At 67.3% G+C, this 17,433-nt stretch carries 15 protein-coding genes; 3 read left to right on the forward strand and 12 right to left on the reverse strand.

From position 1 onward, the window contains the following. Window positions 1-20: 20 nt before the first annotated feature. Window positions 21-2,645: an alanine--tRNA ligase gene (gene alaS / locus SB771_RS11990; RefSeq protein WP_175662614.1), complete on the reverse strand. Its 2,625-nt coding sequence runs from the start codon at window positions 2,643-2,645 to the stop codon at window positions 21-23. Window positions 2,646-3,071: 426 nt separating this feature from the next. On the opposite strand from alaS, the gene SB771_RS11995 reads away from it, so the two are divergent. Then, window positions 3,072-4,292: a CaiB/BaiF CoA transferase family protein gene (locus tag SB771_RS11995; protein WP_175662615.1), complete on the forward strand. Its 1,221-nt coding sequence runs from the start codon at window positions 3,072-3,074 to the stop codon at window positions 4,290-4,292. Between the two features lie 81 nt (window positions 4,293-4,373). On the opposite strand, the gene SB771_RS12000 is transcribed toward SB771_RS11995, so the two are convergent. Both SB771_RS12000 and SB771_RS12005 read right to left on the reverse strand, forming a co-directional pair. Next, the gene (locus SB771_RS12000) at window positions 4,374-4,922 is read right to left on the reverse strand and encodes an RBBP9/YdeN family alpha/beta hydrolase (RefSeq protein WP_175662616.1); all 549 of its coding nucleotides are present in this window, start codon (window positions 4,920-4,922) and stop codon (window positions 4,374-4,376) included. Between the two features lie 162 nt (window positions 4,923-5,084). Continuing rightward, window positions 5,085-5,294, reverse strand: a complete 210-nt coding sequence (locus SB771_RS12005; protein ID WP_006497729.1) for an ornithine acetyltransferase — start codon at window positions 5,292-5,294, stop codon at window positions 5,085-5,087. Between the two features lie 253 nt (window positions 5,295-5,547). Between SB771_RS12005 and SB771_RS12010 the strand changes: the two genes are divergently transcribed. Beyond that, complete coding sequence (locus SB771_RS12010; RefSeq protein WP_175662617.1) at window positions 5,548-7,257, forward strand: glutamine--tRNA ligase/YqeY domain fusion protein; 1,710 nt, start codon at window positions 5,548-5,550, stop codon at window positions 7,255-7,257. 131 nt (window positions 7,258-7,388) lie between these two features. On the opposite strand, the gene SB771_RS12015 is transcribed toward SB771_RS12010, so the two are convergent. The 3 genes from SB771_RS12015 to SB771_RS12025 form a co-directional block, all read right to left on the reverse strand. Beyond that, the gene (locus tag SB771_RS12015; RefSeq protein WP_175662618.1) at window positions 7,389-7,859 is read right to left on the reverse strand and encodes an NUDIX hydrolase; all 471 of its coding nucleotides are present in this window, start codon (window positions 7,857-7,859) and stop codon (window positions 7,389-7,391) included. A gap of 10 nt (window positions 7,860-7,869) precedes the next feature. Further along, a complete protein-coding gene (locus SB771_RS12020) occupies window positions 7,870-8,256 on the reverse strand; it encodes a hypothetical protein (RefSeq protein WP_175662619.1) in 387 nt (128 codons plus the stop codon). Window positions 8,257-8,383: 127 nt separating this feature from the next. Continuing rightward, window positions 8,384-9,733 carry a cytochrome-c peroxidase gene (locus SB771_RS12025; RefSeq protein WP_175662620.1) on the reverse strand — a complete coding sequence of 450 codons (1,350 nt, stop codon included), beginning with the start codon at window positions 9,731-9,733 and terminating at the stop codon, window positions 8,384-8,386. 221 nt (window positions 9,734-9,954) lie between these two features. Here SB771_RS12025 and SB771_RS12030 point away from each other — a divergent pair, with 221 nt between their 5' ends. Continuing rightward, window positions 9,955-11,541, forward strand: coding sequence for an acid phosphatase (locus tag SB771_RS12030; protein WP_175662621.1), 1,587 nt, complete (start codon window positions 9,955-9,957; stop codon window positions 11,539-11,541). 100 nt (window positions 11,542-11,641) lie between these two features. On the opposite strand, the gene SB771_RS12035 is transcribed toward SB771_RS12030, so the two are convergent. Genes SB771_RS12035 through SB771_RS12060 form a run of 6 tightly spaced genes read right to left on the reverse strand, consistent with a single transcriptional unit; the run spans window position 11,642 to window position 17,370 of the window. Next, complete coding sequence (locus tag SB771_RS12035; protein ID WP_175662622.1) at window positions 11,642-13,186, reverse strand: alginate export family protein; 1,545 nt, start codon at window positions 13,184-13,186, stop codon at window positions 11,642-11,644. After that, on the reverse strand, window positions 13,183-13,878 hold the full coding sequence (locus SB771_RS12040) for a YoaK family protein (RefSeq protein ID WP_175662623.1): 696 nt from the start codon (window positions 13,876-13,878) through the stop codon (window positions 13,183-13,185). Before SB771_RS12040 ends, SB771_RS12035 begins: the two co-directional genes overlap by 4 nt. Then, window positions 13,875-14,789 carry a glyoxalase gene (locus SB771_RS12045; protein ID WP_175662624.1) on the reverse strand — a complete coding sequence of 305 codons (915 nt, stop codon included), beginning with the start codon at window positions 14,787-14,789 and terminating at the stop codon, window positions 13,875-13,877. Before SB771_RS12045 ends, SB771_RS12040 begins: the two co-directional genes overlap by 4 nt. A gap of 53 nt (window positions 14,790-14,842) precedes the next feature. Continuing rightward, a complete protein-coding gene (locus tag SB771_RS12050; protein WP_175662625.1) occupies window positions 14,843-15,289 on the reverse strand; it encodes a DoxX family protein in 447 nt (148 codons plus the stop codon). A gap of 1 nt (window position 15,290) precedes the next feature. Then, entirely contained in the window at window positions 15,291-17,183 is a 1,893-nt protein-coding gene (locus tag SB771_RS12055; protein WP_410721170.1) for an amidohydrolase, read from the reverse strand. A 19-nt stretch (window positions 17,184-17,202) separates the two neighbouring features. Beyond that, window positions 17,203-17,370 (reverse strand): DUF1427 family protein, encoded by a 168-nt coding sequence (locus SB771_RS12060; RefSeq protein ID WP_011656594.1) that lies wholly within the window; start codon window positions 17,368-17,370, stop codon window positions 17,203-17,205. Window positions 17,371-17,433: the final 63 nt, after the last annotated feature.

Consider the following 17,433-nt stretch of genomic DNA (forward strand, 5'->3'; position numbering starts at 1 on the left):
CATCGCATCAGCCCGGACGATCAAAGACGTTCTTCGACCCAGCCCTTGACGCCCGCGAGCGCACCCGGCAGGTTCGCCGGTTCGGTGCCGCCTGCCTGCGCCATATCGGGACGGCCGCCGCCCTTGCCGCCCACCTGCTGCGCGACGAAGTTGACGAGCTCGCCGGCCTTGACCTTCTTGCTCGCATCCGGCGTGACGCCCGCGATCAGGCTGACCTTGCCGCCTTCGACGGCCGCCAGCACGATCGCCGCGCTCTTCAGCTTGTCCTTCAGCTTGTCGACCGTTTCGCGCAGCGTCTTCGCGTCCGCGCCGTCGAGCGTCGCGGCCAGCACGTACACGCCGCCGATTTCGGTGGCCTGCTGCGCGAGCTCGTCGCCCTGGCTCGACGCGAGCTTCGACTTCAGCGCGCCCAGCTCCTTCTCGAGCGATTTCACCTGGTCCTGCACCTGCGCAATGCGCTGCGTGAGTTCCGACGGCTGCGCCTTCAGCGCGGCCGCGGCTTCGTTCACGCGCGCATCGAGTTCCTGCACGTAACGCACCGCGTTGTCGCCGGTGATCGCCTCGACCCGGCGGATGCCGGCCGCGACGCCACCTTCGACGACGATCTTGAAGAAGCCGATGTCGCCGGTGCGATGCACGTGCGTGCCGCCGCACAGTTCGCGCGAGAAGCCGAGGTCGAGCACGCGCACTTCGTCGCCGTACTTCTCGCCGAACAGCGCCATCGCGCCGCCCTTCACCGCTTCGTCGTACGGCATCACGCGCACGATGCCCGGCGCGTTCGCGAGAATTTCGTTGTTGACGATCTGCTCGACGCGACGGATTTCGTCGTCGGTCATCGGCGCGTTGTGCGCGAAGTCGAAACGGGTCTTCTCCGCATCGACGAGCGAACCCTTCTGCTGCACGTGCGCGCCGAGCACTTCACGCAGCGCCTTGTGCATCAGGTGGGTGGCCGAGTGGTTGCGCTGCGTGCGGGCGCGGCGGTGCGCGTCGATTTCCGCGCGCAGCACGTCGCCGATCTTCAGCGTGCCCTGCTCGAGGGTGCCGTGATGGCCGACCACGTCGGCCTGCACCTTCAGCGTGTCGGCCACCGCGAAGCGCGTCGCGGCGTTCGCGAGCACGCCCTGGTCGCCGACCTGGCCGCCCGATTCCGCGTAGAACGGCGTGTGGTCGAGCACGACGACCGCATCCTGGCCGGCCTTCACGTCGTTGACGGCCGAACCGTCGACGTACAGCGCGACGACCTTCGCGTCGTCGAACGCGATTTCCTCGTAACCGTGGAAGGTGGTCTTCGCGCCCGTGTATTCGAGGCCCTGCGTGGCCTTGAACTTGCCGGCCGCGCGTGCCTGCTCGCGCTGGCGCGCCATCGCGTCGTCGAATGCCGGCTCGTCGACCGTCATCCCGCGCTCGCGGCACACGTCGGCCGTGAGGTCGAGCGGGAAGCCGTAGGTGTCGTGCAGCTTGAACGCGAGTTCGCCGTCGAGCACCTTGCCGCCCTTCGCTTCGACGTCGGCGAGTGCTGCCTCGAGGATCGACATCCCGTGTTCGATCGTCTCGAAGAAGCGCTCTTCTTCCCGGCGCAGCACGTCGGTCACGCGCTGCTCGGCTTCCTTCAGCTCCGGATAGGCCGCGCCCATCTCGGCGACGAGGTCGGCCACCAGCTTGTGGAAGAACGAGCCCTTGCGGCCGAGCTTGTAGCCGTGGCGGATCGCGCGGCGCACGATCCGGCGCAGCACGTAGCCGCGGCCTTCGTTGCCCGGAATCACGCCGTCGACGATCAGGAACGAGCACGCGCGGATGTGATCGGCGATCACCTTCAGCGAGTTGTTGGTGAGGTCGCTGATCTCGGTCACGCGCGCGGCGGCCTTGATCAGGTTCTGGAACAGGTCGATCTCGTAGTTGCTGTGCACGTGCTGCAGCACCGCGGCGAGGCGCTCGAGGCCCATGCCGGTGTCGACCGACTGCTTCGGCAGGCGCGTCATGTTGCCCTGCGCGTCGCGGTTGAACTGCATGAACACGAGGTTCCAGATCTCGATGTAGCGGTCGCCGTCTTCCTCAGGCGACCCCGGCGGGCCGCCCCACACGTCCGGGCCGTGGTCGTAGAAGATTTCCGTGCACGGGCCGCACGGGCCGGTGTCGCCCATCGTCCAGAAGTTGTCCGACGCGTAGCGCGCGCCCTTGTTGTCGCCGATCCGGATGATCCGCTCGGCCGGCACGCCGACTTCCTTCGCCCAGATGTCGTAGGCTTCGTCGTCTTCCTGATAGACGGTGACCCACAGCTTTTCCTTCGGCAGCTGGTAGACCGTGGTCAGCAGCTCCCACGCGAAGCGGATCGCGTCGTGCTTGAAGTAGTCGCCGAACGAGAAGTTGCCGAGCATCTCGAAGAACGTGTGGTGGCGCGCCGTGTAGCCGACGTTCTCGAGGTCGTTGTGCTTGCCGCCCGCGCGCACGCTGCGCTGCGCCGTCGTGGCGCGCGAGTACGGACGCGGGTCCGTGCCGAGGAACACGTCCTTGAACTGGACCATGCCCGAGTTCGTGAACATCAGCGTGGGGTCGTTACCGGGCACGAGGCTCGACGAGCGGACGATCGTGTGGCCCTTCGATTCGAAGAATTTGAGGAATTTCTCGCGGATTTCGGCAGCTTTCATGGCGTGCGGGGAATGTCTGGCTGAGACGGCTTCAAACGCCGGCCGTCCTCGCGGACGCACGGCGGGCAAATATCGTAAACGATCGATTATACGATACCGATCGGCCGCCCAGACGGCAGCGGCCCGCCGTGCCGGACGACCGGCCTGGGCCTGTTCACGCTAATAACGGGCTTGCGAACGTGCCTTTCCGCCCGCAGGGCAACGAGTGAGGAGGCGCAATAGCCGTAGCTATTGCAACGACGAACGACGCCGCAATGCGGGCGGAAAGGCACGTTCCCCTGTTTTGGAAAAAAAATCATTCGTGGGGCTGGCCCGTTATTAGCGTGAACAGGCCCTATGCCACCCGCGCGGCCGATTCGCCTTAAGATGGTCGGCATGCCGATCCGCGTTGCCCGACGCCAAGCCATGAAAGGAGACGATTCGACGATGGGTGCCCTGAGCCATATCCGCGTGCTGGACCTCACCCGCGTGCTCGCGGGCCCGTGGTGCGCGCAGACCCTTGCCGATTTCGGCGCGGACGTGATCAAGATCGAGCGCCCCGGCGCCGGCGACGACACGCGCCACTGGGGGCCGCCGTACCTGAAGGACGCAGCCGGCGCCGATACCGCCGAGGCCGCCTACTATCTCGCGGCGAACCGCAACAAGCGCTCGGTCACGGTCGACATCGCGACGCCGGAAGGCCAGCAGATCGTGCGCGAGCTCGCCGCGCAAAGCGACGTCGTGCTCGAGAACTACAAGGTCGGGCAGCTCGCGAAATACGGGCTCGACTACGAATCGCTGCGCGCGGTGATGCCCGATCTCGTCTACTGCTCGGTCACGGGTTTCGGCCAGACGGGCCCGTACGCGCATCGCGCGGGCTACGACTTCATCGTCCAGGGCATCGGCGGCTTCATGAGCATCACCGGCGAGCGCGACAGCGAGCCAGGCGGCGGCCCGCAGAAGGCCGGCGTCGCGATCGCCGATCTCGCGACGGGCCTCTATTCGACGATCGCGGTGCTCGCCGCGCTCGCGCATCGCGACCGCACGGGCGAAGGCCAGTACATCGACATGGCGCTGCTCGACGTGCAGGTCGCGCTGCTCGCGAACATGAACACCAACTTCCTCGCGAGCGGCAAGCCGCCGGTGCGCTGGGGCAATGCGCACCCGAACATCGTGCCGTATCAAACGTTCCAGACGAACGACGGCTGGATCATCGTCGCGGTCGGCAACGACGGGCAGTTCCGCAAGTTCGTCGAGGCCGGGGGCCGGGCCGAGCTGGCCGACGACGAACGGTTCGCGACCAACCCGTCGCGCGTGCGCCATCGCGACACGCTGGTGCCGATCCTCGCGGAGATGGTGAAGACACGCGCCAAGGCCGACTGGATCGGCACGCTGGAAGCGGCCGGCGTGCCGTGCGGGCCGATCAACGAACTCGACGAAGTGTTCGACAACGAACAGGTGGTCGCGCGCGGAATGCAGGTGTCGCTGCCGCACCCCTGCGGCGCGGACGTGAAGCTCGTGCGCAATCCGATCCGGATGAGCGCGACGCCGCCCGACGCGCGCACGGCCCCGCCGCTGCTCGGCGCGCAGACCGAAGCGGTGCTGCGCGACATGCTCGGTTATGACGCGGCGCGCATCGCGGCGCTCAAGGCGAAGCAAGCGATCTGAGGCCGCCGGGACGTGCGCGTCGCGGCGCCTTCGGCGGCGCGGCGGCGTGCGACCGGTGGCCGACGGCCAGTGAATCGATGGCTAGCGCGCGAGCGCGTCGAGCCAGCCGCGTGCGTCGGGCCAGTCGCCGAGCCCGCTGTCCGCGTTGAGGTGGCCGCGCGGGCCGAGGTCATGGAACGCACTGCCCCATGCATGCGCGCAGCCGCGCGCGAACGCGAGCGAGCCGTACGAATCGTCGCTGCTCGCGGCCACGCAGGTCGGAAACGGCAGCCGTTCGTGCGGCACCGGCCCGAAGCCGTGCGCGTCGGCCGGAAACCCGGGCCCGGCCGGATCGGGCAGCGCGACGAGCAGCGCGCCGCGCACCTTCGCGAGCGCGGCCGGCCGCGCGTAGCGGGTCGCCCACCACGCAGTGGTCAGCGTGCCGAGGCTGTGCGCGGCGATCAACACCGGGCCCGGCGCGGCCTCGACCGCGCGATCGAGCGCGAGACACCAGCCGTTGCGGAACGCATGGTCCCAGTCGGGCATCGCGATGCGCACGAAACGCGCGTCGGCGCGCTCCCAGCGGCTTTGCCAGTGGAGCGGACCGGAGTTGCCGTAGCCCGGCAGCACGAAAACGGGAAAGTTGCTCATGGAGGATTCGTCGACGCATGAAGTCGTTATGTGACGTCGACGAAGTGTCGCACACCCATTCCTCCCTGATGTTGCCTGTCGAATCGCGGAAGGGATGTGCGAGGTCGTGACGCGGGGCGAACCCCGTCACGACCGGCCGGCGCGCATGCGCGCCGGCGTCGATCAGCGCACGCCGGCGCCGACCAGGCCGCCTGCCGCCGCGCCGGCAACCGTGCCGACCGGGCCGCCCGTGATCAGGTAGCCGAGCGCGCCGCCCGCGGCCGCGCCGATCCCGGCGTTCCGTTGCGTATGCGTCATCGCGCATGCGCCGAGTTGCGACAGGGCCGCGACGATTACCGCGGTACGAACGAGAAAAGTGGTCTTCTTCATCATGGATTATTGGCTTCCTCCCGCCAGGTAAAAGGCCCGCTGGCGGCATTGAATCGGTGAAGCCATCATAGGAAAAGCCGAACGCGCCGGGCAATCCGATTTACGTCGTGTTACAGCCGACACATTATCGAGATATTGCGGGACGCAGCGCGAACCGGCCCTTGCAGCGCTGCAACCCGCGCGGGACGGACCCCGCTCAGGTAGAATTACAGGATTAAACCGGCGCGACGCGCCGACACAACCTGACGCCAACCGCATGAGCACCGAACGTAACGACGCCCCCGCGGCTTCCAACTTCATCCGCAACATCATCGACGACGACAACCGCACCGGCAAATGGGGCGGCCGCGTCGAAACGCGCTTCCCGCCCGAGCCGAACGGTTATCTGCACATCGGCCATGCGAAGAGCATCTGCCTGAACTTCAGCGTCGCGCGCGACTACGGCGGCGTGTGCCACCTGCGCTTCGACGACACGAATCCGGAAAAGGAAAGCGTCGAGTACGTCGACTCGATCGTCGACGCGGTGCGCTGGCTCGGCTTCGACTGGCGCAAGGATGCGGTCGATCATCAGTATTTCGCGAGCGACTACTACGACAAGCTGTACGAATTCGCCGAGCTGCTGATCCAGCGCGGCAAGGCGTACGTCGACAGCCAGAGCGCCGACGAAATGCGCGCGAACCGCGGCTCGCTGACCGAAGGCGGCAAGCCGTCGCCGTACCGCGACCGTTCGCCCGAGGAAAACCTCGACCTGTTCCGCCGGATGAAGGCCGGCGAGTTCAAGGAAGGCGAGCACGTGCTGCGCGCGAAGATCGACATGGCGTCGCCGAACATGAACATGCGCGACCCGGTGATCTACCGGATCCGCTACGCGCACCACTACCGCACCGGCGACGCATGGTGCGTGTATCCGATGTACGACTACACGCACTGCATCTCGGACGCGCTCGAGGGCATCACGCACTCGCTGTGCACGCTCGAGTTCGAGGATCACCGCCCGCTGTACGACTGGGTGCTGAACGAACTCGCGGATGCCGGCGTGTTCACGCGGCCGCTGCCGCAACAGATCGAATTCTCGCGCCTGAACCTCACGTACGCGATCACCAGCAAGCGCAAGCTGCTGCAGCTCGTCACCGAAGGTCACGTCGAAGGCTGGGACGATCCGCGCATGCCGACGATCGTCGGGATCCGCCGCCGCGGCTTCACGCCGGAGAGCATTCACCTGTTCTGCGAGCGGATCGGCGTGACGAAGGTCGATTCGTGGATCGACATGAGCGTGTTCGAAGGCGCGCTGCGCGACGATCTCGACGACAAGGCGCCGCGCTCGGTCGCCGTGCTCGATCCGCTGAAGCTCGTGATCGACAACTATCCGGAAGACCTCGAGGAAGCGTGCACGGCCCCCGTGCATCCGCATCATCCGGAGCGCGGCGTGCGCACGTTCCCGATCTCGCGCGAGCTGTGGATCGAACGCGAGGACTTCGTCGAGACCCCGCCGAAGGGCTATTTCCGCCTGTTCCCGGGCAACAAGGTGCGCCTGCGCTACGGCTACGTGATCGAGTGCACGGGCTTCGACAAGGACGCCGACGGCAACGTGACGGCCGTGCACTGCAACTACTTCCCGGACAGCAAGTCGGGCACGGACGGCGCGAACACGTACAAGGTCAAGGGCAACATCCACTGGGTCAGCGCGAAGCATGCGCAGCCGGCCGAAGTGCGGATCTACGACCGGCTGTTCAAGGAGCCGCACCCGGACGCGGGCGGCGCGAACTTCCTCGAGGCGCTGAACCCGGATTCGAAGAAGATCACGCAGGCTTACGTCGAGCCGGGCGCCGGCGATGTCGCGCCGGAAACGCGCTTGCAGTTCGAGCGTCACGGCTATTTCGTTGCCGACCGGGTCGATTCGAAACCGGGCAAGCCCGTGTTCAACCGGATCGTCGGGCTGCGCGACAGCTGGGGCAAGCCGGCCTGACGGCCTGCGGCGCGCGCGGCGGGCGGCTTCGCGCCGACGTCGCGCGATGATGAAAAAAAACCGACCCTCGCGGTCGGTTTTTTATTACCTGCGCGGCATTCGTGCCGTGCGCGGCATCGAAGCGATAACGCTCACCCGCCCGTCAACCGCCGATGCAGGTCTGCGAGCGACAGCGTCGTGCGAAACAGCCGCGCAAGGCTGCGGCTCGCATACGTATCGACGTCGGCGGGCGCCGTCCAGCGATACGCGTCCATCTCGGGAATCAGCGAGCCGTCGCGACGGCTCGGGAACAGCGACGTGCACGTGCAGTGCGCGGGATCGATCTCGTCGTCGGCGACCTGCACCGCGAACAGGTGCAGGTCCTTGTCGTGACGGTACGCGAAGCGGCCGAGATCGACGAGGCGCGCCGACGCGAATTCGATGCCGGTTTCCTCGCGCAGCTCCCGCAGCGCCGCCTCCGCCGGCGATTCGCCCGGCTCGCCCTGCCCCTTCGGGATGTCCCAGTGCGTGGTATCCGTCGCATGCGCGAGGAATACGCGGCCGGCCCCGTCGAGAATCACGACGCCGCACGATACCGTGCGCGGCGCACTGCTACGCTTCATCGCACCGCGCTCAGCGTTTCTGCAGTTGCCACTTGCCCGCGGCGGTCTTGCAGAAGACCGGCTTGAGCGTCATCGACTGGCCCTTTGCCGAGATTTCGGTCGCGATTTCGCGGCAGGTCTTGCCGTCGGTTTCGGACGTCGACGGCGTGAGCTTCGCATCGATCTGCGTGCCGCGGCCGTTGCTCTGCCACGTCGTGGTTTCGCCGTCCTTGCCTTCGTCGCGCACCTGCGCGACGGCCTTGGTCAACGACGCGCGGTCGGTCTTGCTGAAGTAGGTCAGCGGCGTGTCGTTCAGGAAGCCCAGGTTGCTTTGTGCGTGGGCGGGCAGCATCGCGGCTGCGCACGCGACGCCGGCCAGCACGCGCGTGACGATGGAAAGGGATGCACGCATCGACATGTGTTGTTCTCCTTGGATGTTCGATCGAACGGCGTGGCGCGCGGCCGGCGAACCGGGGGCCGGCCATCCGGCACGCGCCACGCCCGTCAGCGAGCGAGCATAGCATGCGTGCCGCCAGGAACGCCTTCTAGCGCGCAGCCGACGTGGCCGCCGGTTGATATCCGTCGGTCAGCGTGTTCAGGAACGCGATCACGTCCTTGATCTCGGCCGCGTTCAGCGCGGGTGCGTCGCCGCGCTTGCGGTCGAACGGCGGCTCGCGGTTGATGTTCGGCCAGTAGCGCTTCGGCAGATCGTCGTACACCTGCACCTTGCCGTGCACGACCGGATAGAACTTCTCCGGATGGATGTCGCGCTCGACGTAGAAACGCATCACGTCCTCGAGCGAGTGGTACACGCCGTTGTGGAAGAACGTCTTGCGCAGCGCGACGTTGCGCAGCGACGGCGTGCGGAACAGTCCGCAGAATTCATCGCGGCCCTTCAGGTCGATGCGCTCCGGGCCGCACGCGCCGAGATCGTGGAAGCGCGGATCGCGATTGACCGGCAGCGCGCGGTTGCGCGGCACCGCGATCGCGATCAGGCCGAAATCGCTGAACTGCGGCGGACCGCCTTCGAGCGTACGCTGGCTCACGTGGCAACTCGCGCAGTTGCCCTTCTTCTCGTCGTTGAACAGCTGCAGCCCGTGCAGCTCCGCAGGCGTGAGCTGCGCGTGGCCGGCGAGATACGCGTCGTACTTGCTCGTGTACGGATCGAACAGCGCCGGCTGCTGCTGGAATGCGTCGAGCGCGCGCAGCACCGCGCCGAAGGTCGCCTGGTCGTCGGCCAGGACCCGGTCGCCGAACGCGTGGCGGAACGCATCGGCATAGGGCGCGGCGCGAACTGCCTTCGCGACCCGCGCCGGCGAGCTGCTCATCTCGAATGGCGACGTGAGGGGAATGCGCGCCTGTGCATCGCGCGTGTCGACGCGGCCATCCCAGGTCAGCCCACCGGTCGGACCCGCGTCGATACTTTCGTCACCCTCGTCCGGTGAATCGTGGAAGTGCTCGCTGAACGGAGGAATGCCGCGCAGGTACTTCAGCGACGGCACCGCGCGAAAGCCCATGCGGTGCATGTCGTCCCCGCCGAGTTGTACCGACAGCGCGTTCGGCGGCCCGAACGCATGCTCGGCGCTATGGCACGACGCGCACGCGAGCTTGCCGGACCCCGACAGCGACGGATCGAAGAACAACTGCTTGCCGAGTGCCGTCATCTGCTTGACGCCCTCGAATACCTGCGCGCGCGTTTGCGGCTGGCTGGCCGGCGCGACTGCCGGAGCGGCGGGAGCGGCCTGTGCCGCCGGGACGACGGCCACGGCCGGCGCATTCGCGCCGGGCCGCGCATCGCAGCCGGCGAGCGCCGCGCATCCCGCAATGAGTGTCAGCGTTGCCGCGGCAGAGATCAGCGCTCGCGCGGACGCGACGGGTTTCAGAAGGGTGTGCATCGTCGTTCTTCTTGTAGCGGTGGGCAATCGGCCGGAGCTTATGTCAGTTCCGTGACTGTTACATGACGTTCGACCGACAGTTAATCGAAAGCACCCCTACACCTGCCTGTCAAATCGATTCCCGATAATGCGCGCAGCCGGCCGATGCCTCGAAGATCGTGCGCCGGCCCTGCGCCAACCCGGTTCCCACACGCGACAAACGACGAAAGAGAGAACATCGCATGAAGAAGCACGCCTGGATTCGCTACACGCCGCTCGCCCTCGCGGCCGCGCTCAGCCTGACCGCCTGCGGCGGCGACGATGTCACGCAACAAGGCCTGTCGGCAGTCAAGAACGTCGTCGTCATCTACGCGGAAAACCGCAGCTTCGACAACCTGTACGGCAACTTCCCGGGTGCGAACGGTCTGCAGAACGCGACGGCCGCGAACTCGGTGCAGAAGGATCGCGACGGTTCGACGATGGCGACGCTGCCGAAGATCTGGGGCGGCCTGACCGCGACCGGCATCACGCCGGCCGTCACCGAGGCGATGACGGCGAACCTGCCGAACGCGCCGTTCGCGATCGACGATCCGAACGGCTTCAACCAGTCGATGAGCATCGCGACGCGCGACATCGTGCACCGCTTCTACCAGGACCAGATGCAGATCGACGGCGGCAAGAACGACATGTATGCCGCATGGACCGATGCGGGCGGCCTGACGATGGGCCACTACACGGCGGATCCGTCGAAGCTGCCGCTGTGGAAGATCGCGCAGCAGTACGTGTTGGCCGACAATTTCTTCATGGGCGCGTTCGGCGGCTCGTTCCTGAACCACCAGTACCTGATCTGTGCGTGCGCGCCGTTCTACGCGAACGCCGACAAGAGCCCGGCGGCCGGCAAGATCGCAGTCCTGAACGCCGACGGCAAGTCGCTGAAGGTCGCCACGAACTCGCCGGCCTCCGCACTGAGCGGCCCGCCGAAGTTCGTCAACGACGGCGCGCTGACGCCTGACTTCTATGGCGTCAACACGATGCAGCCGGCGTACCAGCCGAGCGGCAACAAGGCCGCCACGGGCGGCGACCCGCTGCTCGCCGATCCGGCCAATCCGTCGACGATGCCGCCGCAGACGGCGACCAACATCGGGGACCTGATGACCAACGCGGGGGTCTCGTGGGCATGGTATGGCGGCGCATGGGGCCAGGCGCTGCAGGCGAGCCAGAACGGCACGTCGAACGTGATCTACGGCGCCGATCTGTCGACGCCGAACTTCCAGCCGCACCATCAGCCGTTCAACTACTTCGCGAACCAGGCGCCGGGCACCGCGAGCCGCGCGCAGCACCTGCTCGACGGCGGCGCGAACGGTGCCGAGTTCATCAAGGCGATCGACGCGGGCACGCTGCCGCAGGTTGCGTTCTACAAGCCGCAGGGCAACCTGAACGAACACCCTGGCTACACGGACGTCACCTCCGGCGATCAGCACATCGCCGACGTGATCGCGCACCTGCAGGCAAGCCCGCAGTGGAAGAACATGGTCGTCGTCATCACGTACGACGAGAACGGCGGCTTCTGGGATCATGCCACGCCGCCGAACGCCGATCGCTGGGGCCCGGGCACCCGCATTCCGGCGCTGATCGTGTCGCCGTATGCGAAGAAGGGCTTCGTGGACCACACGCAGTACGACACGGGTTCGATCCTGCGCTTCATCACGCGCCGCTTCTCGCTGCCGCGCCTCGCAGGCCTGCAGCAGCGCGACGACGCGCTGAAGACGAACGGCGCGCAGCCGATGGGCGACCTGACGAACGCGCTCGCCCTGTCGCCGAACCTGTAAAACGGCATCACCGCGAACGGGCCGGCCCCCGCTGCCGGCCCGGACGAACGAAGGGCGACCCTGCTCACGCGGGGTCGCCCTTTTTCATGCGCCGTATGCGCTACCACCCATACTTCAGCTCAACACCGACGTAGTCCGCGTTGTGCCCGCCCGCCTGCCGGATCGCGTCGCCGACCTGGAAATGCACGGCCTCGACCGCGCCGATCAGGTTCGCGGCGATCGTCCAGTCCGCGCGCAGCTGCACGTACATCCCCGTCCACAGGCCGCCCTTGCCCGCGGTGCCAGGCACCGCGACGTTCGCCTGCTGATAGACGGCGTCGCCGGTCGTCTCGCGCCACTGGAAGCCGAGCGCGCCGAGCAGCGACAGATTCGGCGCCGGCTTCAGCGTCACCGACGGCTTCACGTGGATCAGGTTCGAGTAGCCCGTGAAGCCGGCCAGCGTGAAGTAATAGCCGTTCGGAAACAGCGGGTTGAAGGTGCCGACGCGGCCGTCGTGCGGATGCCGGTCGCCCGAGGCCGCATCGACCTGCAGCGCGATGCGCGGTGACCACGGCGCGTCGAGCCGGTAGCCGGCGATCGAGCCGACGGCCCATGCGCCGATCGTGTTGTTGCCGACCGTGCCGCTCTGCAGCATCGTCTCGAGATCCCAGTCGAAACGGCCCTGCGTGCCCGAGTAGCGCAGGTCCCACACGTCGCGATGCTCTGGGCCGCTCGCATCGAGAAAGCGCGCGTTCTTGCGGTTGTATCGCGACCAGTAGCCGGACAGGTCGCCCGGCCCGATCGACTGCCGCTCGAAGCGCACGCCGCTGAACGTGAGATTGCGATTGGACACGTCGTCGAAATCGGATGCGTTGCGGTTCTGTACCGGCTGCGTCGCGTAGCCGATGAAGCGCCACTTCCCGTATTCGTAATCGGCCCACACCGCATCGAACGATTGCCGCACGTTCGGGCCGTCGCGCGCGGCGATGAAGCGCTGCAAGTCGAACGCCATCTCCTGCCGGCCGACGCGGACCTTGACCGTGCCGCCGCCGAGCGCACCCGTGTAGGTCGCGAACGCCTGCTCGAGATCGAGCGGGTTCCGGTCGACCGGCGACACCGTGTTCTTGCCGAACGCGCGCGCGTCCTGCAATTGCACGAAGAACTGCCAGTGCTGGCCGAGATGCGCATCGGCATGCACCTCGACGCGCTGGATCAGGTAGGTATCCGATTGCGCGGAGCCGATCCCGAACAGCGGCGCGTCGTTGGTCTCCAGCCGCTCGCGCAGGTTCACGCCGAGCGAAAGATAGGATGACGGATCATTGCCGAGCGGAATGTATTTCAGCCCGTCGAGCGGCGCGCGCGGCACACACGGATTCGCGAGCACCGACCAATCTTCCTGCCAGCGGTTGAACAGCACCGTCGGGCGCTTGGCCGTGCACGTCGTTGCAGTGGTCGCCACGGGTGTCGTTGCCGATGTAGAAACCGATGACGCAGCCGAAGCCGGCGCCGGTTCTTGCGCCGGCGTCGAGGTCGATGCTGCCGGCGTCTGCGCGAACGCCGCGTCGGCGCCCGCGAACAACAGCCCCGCGACGAGCGACAGACGAGCGGCCCGCTCGAAGCGGCAGCCGTGATGTGTCCGGTGCCTGCCCGGCCTCCGCCCGATCATGCGCGCTCCTGCGAGGCCGGTGCGGCCGCCTGGGCTGCACCCAGCGCAAGCATCGCCAGCGCGCACACGGGCGCGAGCAGCGCCGCAAAGCCGATGTAACGGAACCCGAGCGCACCGCCGGCCGCACCGAGCGCGAACGCGACGATCGCCGGCAGCATCTTGCCGAAGCGCGCGCGTGCGGCCACGCGGGCGCTGTCCGTCGTGCCGGCCGACAGCAGGTCGACGACATCGAGAATCGCCTGCGTGACGTTGCCCGTCATCACCGTGTTCGGCACGCCGGCGCGCGCCATCACGCGCGGATGCGCGTTCTGCACGCCCATCGCGAACGTGCCGACGATGCCGGCCACCAGCACCGGCAGGCTGTCGGATTGCGTGACGGGCGTCGCCCACAGGCCGGCCGCGCAAAAGCCCAGCAGCAGCACGGCCTGCACCGTGTGCAGCGCGCGCGTGCCCTGCCAGCCGGGCCGGCCGGACATCGACCGCGCGATCAGGCTCGCCGCGACGACGCCGCACACGAACGCGGGAAACACGCTGAGCTTCAGCACCACGCCCTGGCCGAAGCCCGCGATGCCCGCGCCGATCAGCACGAAGTTGCCCGTCACGTGCGCGGTGAACAGCCCGAACAGCGCGACGAAGCTCAGCGTGTCGACGAAGCCGGCCACGGCCGCAAGGATCGTGTCCTCGTGCTTCATCGCGCCGCGCCCGCGTGGATCTCGGCGACGTAGCCGCCCGGGAACTGCACGAGCGCCGCGTCGCGGCCGTCGGATGCGAACGGCGGCACGAGCACGGTCACGCCCGCTGCTTCGGCCTTCTTCAGCGTTGCTGCGAGGTCAGGCACTTCGTAGCCCGTCATCTCGCGCCCGAACGGGTACGGCAGGCTGCCGTCCGTCACGAGCACGGTCATCTTGCCGAAGCCCGATTCGATGCGGATGCGGCGGAACGTGTCGTTCGGGCGACCGATCTCGACGCCCGGCGCCTTCAGGTTGTCGGACACGACCTTGCCCTTCGAGAACTTGACGAAGTCGTGCACGAACTTGCGCACGCTTTGCGGCGACACGTAGACGCGATTCTCGGGGATGGTCTGCAACGCGTCGTAGTGCGGCGCCTGGGTATGCCAGTAGAGCTGCATGTTTACGCCGCCCGTCCACGCGATGATCGCGTCGCGGCCGATCGGATCGGGGAACGTGTCGACGATCACGTCGGCGCCGTGCTCGCGCGCGGACTTCACCGCGACGTCCATGTCGGTGACGAGATAGCCGGTGCGCTCCTCGCAGAACGGATACGGGATCGGCGTCTTGAAGCCGAACACCGACACCGTGCCGACCGGCGTGAGCACGAGCTGCGACATCGTCTGGCTCGGCGTCGGCGTGACCTGGAACACGCCCTGCTTCGACTTCTTGCCGCCGAACGTCGCGACGAAGCTGTCGGTAAAGCGGTCGAAGTCTTCCGGCGCGACGCAGACGTGCGTGGTGTCGTACTGCGGACCGACGGCCAGCGTCGGCGTGACCGCGGGCGGCACCGGCGGTTTCGCGAACGCGGCGGGCGCGGCGACGAGACCGCAGGCAATCGTCAGCGCCAGCAGCGCGGAACGAAGGGTTTTCATAACGGATGTCCTTGTTGTTTGATCAGAGGATGGATCGGCTCGGGCAATCCCGGTCACACGCGGCCGTCGTCGGCCGGTTGCCGCGCATCGTCGACGATGGTCGCGAGCACGAGTGCCGCGATCAGCCCGAGATGCTCGAAAAAGCTGTTCAGCGCCATGAAATGTTCGGCGCCCGAGCGATTCCAGAAATCGTTCGCCACGACCATCGCGACCAGCGTCAGCATCCCGAGGCTGCCCGCGCCGAGCCACGTGAAGCGGCGAAACACCACGCACAGCGAACCGCCGATCTCGACCGCAATCGCCAAGGCCGCCCACAGCGCGGGCGGGTGCAGGCCGAAATGCGCCTGCTCCGCGACCGCATCGCCGAAGTGCATCGCCTTGTTCACGCCGCCGATCAGGAACGCGGAAACGAGCGCGAGCCGGACCAGCGATCCGACCCACGCCGGCGACAGGAGCGCGCGAATCCACCCGGGGCTGCATCGGCCGGTCACGGTCGTCATGTCAGACCGCCCAGCACGAACAGCCGAACGCGCCCCAGAAGCCCTTCGCGTCCGAGGTCGGCAACGTGCGGCCCCACGCGCTCGCATGCGCATGGCCGTGCATCCCGCACGCGGTCGAACAACCGCACGCGGCAGCGGCCGCTGCTGCTCGCTGCAGCGGCGCGCCCTCGCGCTGCGTCGTGCCCCAGCCGCCATAGCCGCCGTAGGTGCGCACCGGCGACCAGTCCGGCATCGCCGGCGGAATCGGCATATCGTGCGACGCGAACGGCCCGGCACCCCACACGATCCGGCCGCCGACCACCGTCAGCAACGCGGTCGTGTCGGCGATATCGTCCTCCGCGCACGTGAAGAAATCGCGATCGGGGACCATCAGGTCCGCCAACTGCCCGACCGCGATGCGGCCCTTCTTGCCCACTTCGTTCGAGAACCACGTCACGTACTCGGTCCACATGCGCAGCGCGGTTTCGCGATCGAGCAGGTTGCGCTGCGGATACAGGCGCGTGCCGCCGACCGTCTTGCCCGTCACGAGCCACGCGAGCGACACCCACGGGTTGTACGACGCCACCCGCGTCGCATCCGTGCCGGCCGACACCTTGATGCCCTTGGACAGCATCTTCGCGACCGGCGGCGTCGCCTCGGCCGCCTGCGCGCCGTAACGCTCGACGAAGTACTCGCCCTGATACGCCATCCGGTGCTGCACCGCGATGCCGCCGCCGAGCGCCGCGATCCGGTCCATCGATCGCTCGGAGATCGTTTCCGCGTGATCGAAGAACCAGTTCAGCCCTTCGAGCGGGATGTCCTCGTTGACCTTCTCGAACACGTCGAGCGCGCGGCTGATCGTTTCGTCGTAGGTCGCATGCATGCGCCACGGCCAGCGGTTCTGCGCGAGCACGCGCACCACGCCTTCGAGATCGTCTTCCATTTGCGCGGGCAGATCCGGACGTGCGACGCGGAAATCCTCGAAGTCGGCCGCGGAAAACACCAGCATCTCGCCCGCGCCGTTATGACGGAAGTAGTCGGTGCCGTCGTGATACTTGACGCTCTTCGTCCAGTTCACGAAGTCTTCCTTCTCCGCGTTCGGCTTCTGCGTGAACAGGTTGTACGCGATGCGGATCGTCATCTCGCCTGCGTCGTGCAGCTGGCGGATCACTTCGTAATCGTCGGGGTAGTTCTGCGAGCCGCCGCCCGCGTCGATCACGCCCGTCACGCCGAGCCGGTTCAGCTCGCGCATGAAGTGGCGCGTCGAGTTGTACTGATACTCGAACGGCAGCTTCGGACCCTTCGCGAGCGTCGCGTAGAGGATCGTCGCGTTCGGGTTCGCGAGCAGCAGGCCCGTGGGGTTGCCCGCGGCGTCGCGCAGGATCGTGCCGCCCGGCGGCTCCGGCGTGTCCTTCGTATAGCCGACGACGCGCAGCGCGGCCGCGTTCAGCAGCGCGCGATCGTACAGGTGCAGGATGAACACCGGCGTATCGGGTGCGGCCGCGTTGAGTTCGTCGATCGTCGGCAGGCGCTTCTCGGCAAACTGATGCTCGGTGAAGCCGCCGACCACGCGCACCCATTGCGGCGCGGGCGTGATCGCGACCTGCTGCCGGAGCATCTCCATCGCGACGGCGAGTGAGCGCACGCCGTCCCAGCGCAGCTCCATGTTGTAGTTCAGGCCACCGCGAATCACGTGCGTATGGTTGTCGGTCAGGCCCGGCAGCACCGCGCGACCGTCGAGGTCGACGACCTTCGTCGCGCGGCCCGCGAGCGGAATTACGTCCGCGTTGCTGCCGACCGCGACGAAGCGGCCGTCCTTGATCGCCACCGCGGTGGCGACGGGGTTCGCACGATCGAGCGTCGTGATGCGCCCGTTGTGCAGGATCAGATCCGGTTGGGTATCGGTTGCGCTCATTAACATGTCCTCGAAACAGTCAGAAGCCGAGCCAGTGACGCACGGGCCCGATGGCCTGTGCGCCGACCAGCATGCCGGCAAGGCCGATCAGTGCGATCAGCGGCGGCGCCGGCGAACGCACCTTGATCACGCTGTACACGACGCCGATCAGCAGGCCGGCCGCCAACGACGATAGATAAGATTCCATAACGATTTTTCTCCCGACCGGATTAGAATGACCCGCATCGCGTCGGCCGCATGCTTCGCTGCC

It is taken from the genome of Burkholderia sp. SIMBA_051, assembly GCF_046534915.1.
Taxonomy (GTDB): Bacteria; Pseudomonadota; Gammaproteobacteria; order Burkholderiales; family Burkholderiaceae; genus Burkholderia; species Burkholderia ambifaria.

Bases quoted from the DNA above. Each gene is read 5' to 3' on its own strand.
- alaS (WP_175662614.1), bottom strand. From the start codon at position 2,645: ATGAAAGCTGCCGAAATCCGCGAGAAATTCCTCAAATTCTTCGAATCG.
- SB771_RS11995 (WP_175662615.1), top strand. From the start codon at position 3,072: ATGGGTGCCCTGAGCCATATCCGCGTGCTGGACCTCACCCGCGTGCTC.
- SB771_RS12000 (WP_175662616.1), bottom strand. From the start codon at position 4,922: ATGAGCAACTTTCCCGTTTTCGTGCTGCCGGGCTACGGCAACTCCGGT.
- SB771_RS12005 (WP_006497729.1), bottom strand. From the start codon at position 5,294: ATGATGAAGAAGACCACTTTTCTCGTTCGTACCGCGGTAATCGTCGCG.
- SB771_RS12010 (WP_175662617.1), top strand. From the start codon at position 5,548: ATGAGCACCGAACGTAACGACGCCCCCGCGGCTTCCAACTTCATCCGC.
- SB771_RS12015 (WP_175662618.1), bottom strand. From the start codon at position 7,859: ATGAAGCGTAGCAGTGCGCCGCGCACGGTATCGTGCGGCGTCGTGATT.
- SB771_RS12020 (WP_175662619.1), bottom strand. From the start codon at position 8,256: ATGTCGATGCGTGCATCCCTTTCCATCGTCACGCGCGTGCTGGCCGGC.
- SB771_RS12025 (WP_175662620.1), bottom strand. From the start codon at position 9,733: ATGCACACCCTTCTGAAACCCGTCGCGTCCGCGCGAGCGCTGATCTCT.
- SB771_RS12030 (WP_175662621.1), top strand. From the start codon at position 9,955: ATGAAGAAGCACGCCTGGATTCGCTACACGCCGCTCGCCCTCGCGGCC.
- SB771_RS12035 (WP_175662622.1), bottom strand. From the start codon at position 13,186: ATGATCGGGCGGAGGCCGGGCAGGCACCGGACACATCACGGCTGCCGC.
- SB771_RS12040 (WP_175662623.1), bottom strand. From the start codon at position 13,878: ATGAAGCACGAGGACACGATCCTTGCGGCCGTGGCCGGCTTCGTCGAC.
- SB771_RS12045 (WP_175662624.1), bottom strand. From the start codon at position 14,789: ATGAAAACCCTTCGTTCCGCGCTGCTGGCGCTGACGATTGCCTGCGGT.
- SB771_RS12050 (WP_175662625.1), bottom strand. From the start codon at position 15,289: ATGACGACCGTGACCGGCCGATGCAGCCCCGGGTGGATTCGCGCGCTC.
- SB771_RS12055 (WP_410721170.1), bottom strand. From the start codon at position 17,183: ATGAGCGCAACCGATACCCAACCGGATCTGATCCTGCACAACGGGCGC.
- SB771_RS12060 (WP_011656594.1), bottom strand. From the start codon at position 17,370: ATGGAATCTTATCTATCGTCGTTGGCGGCCGGCCTGCTGATCGGCGTC.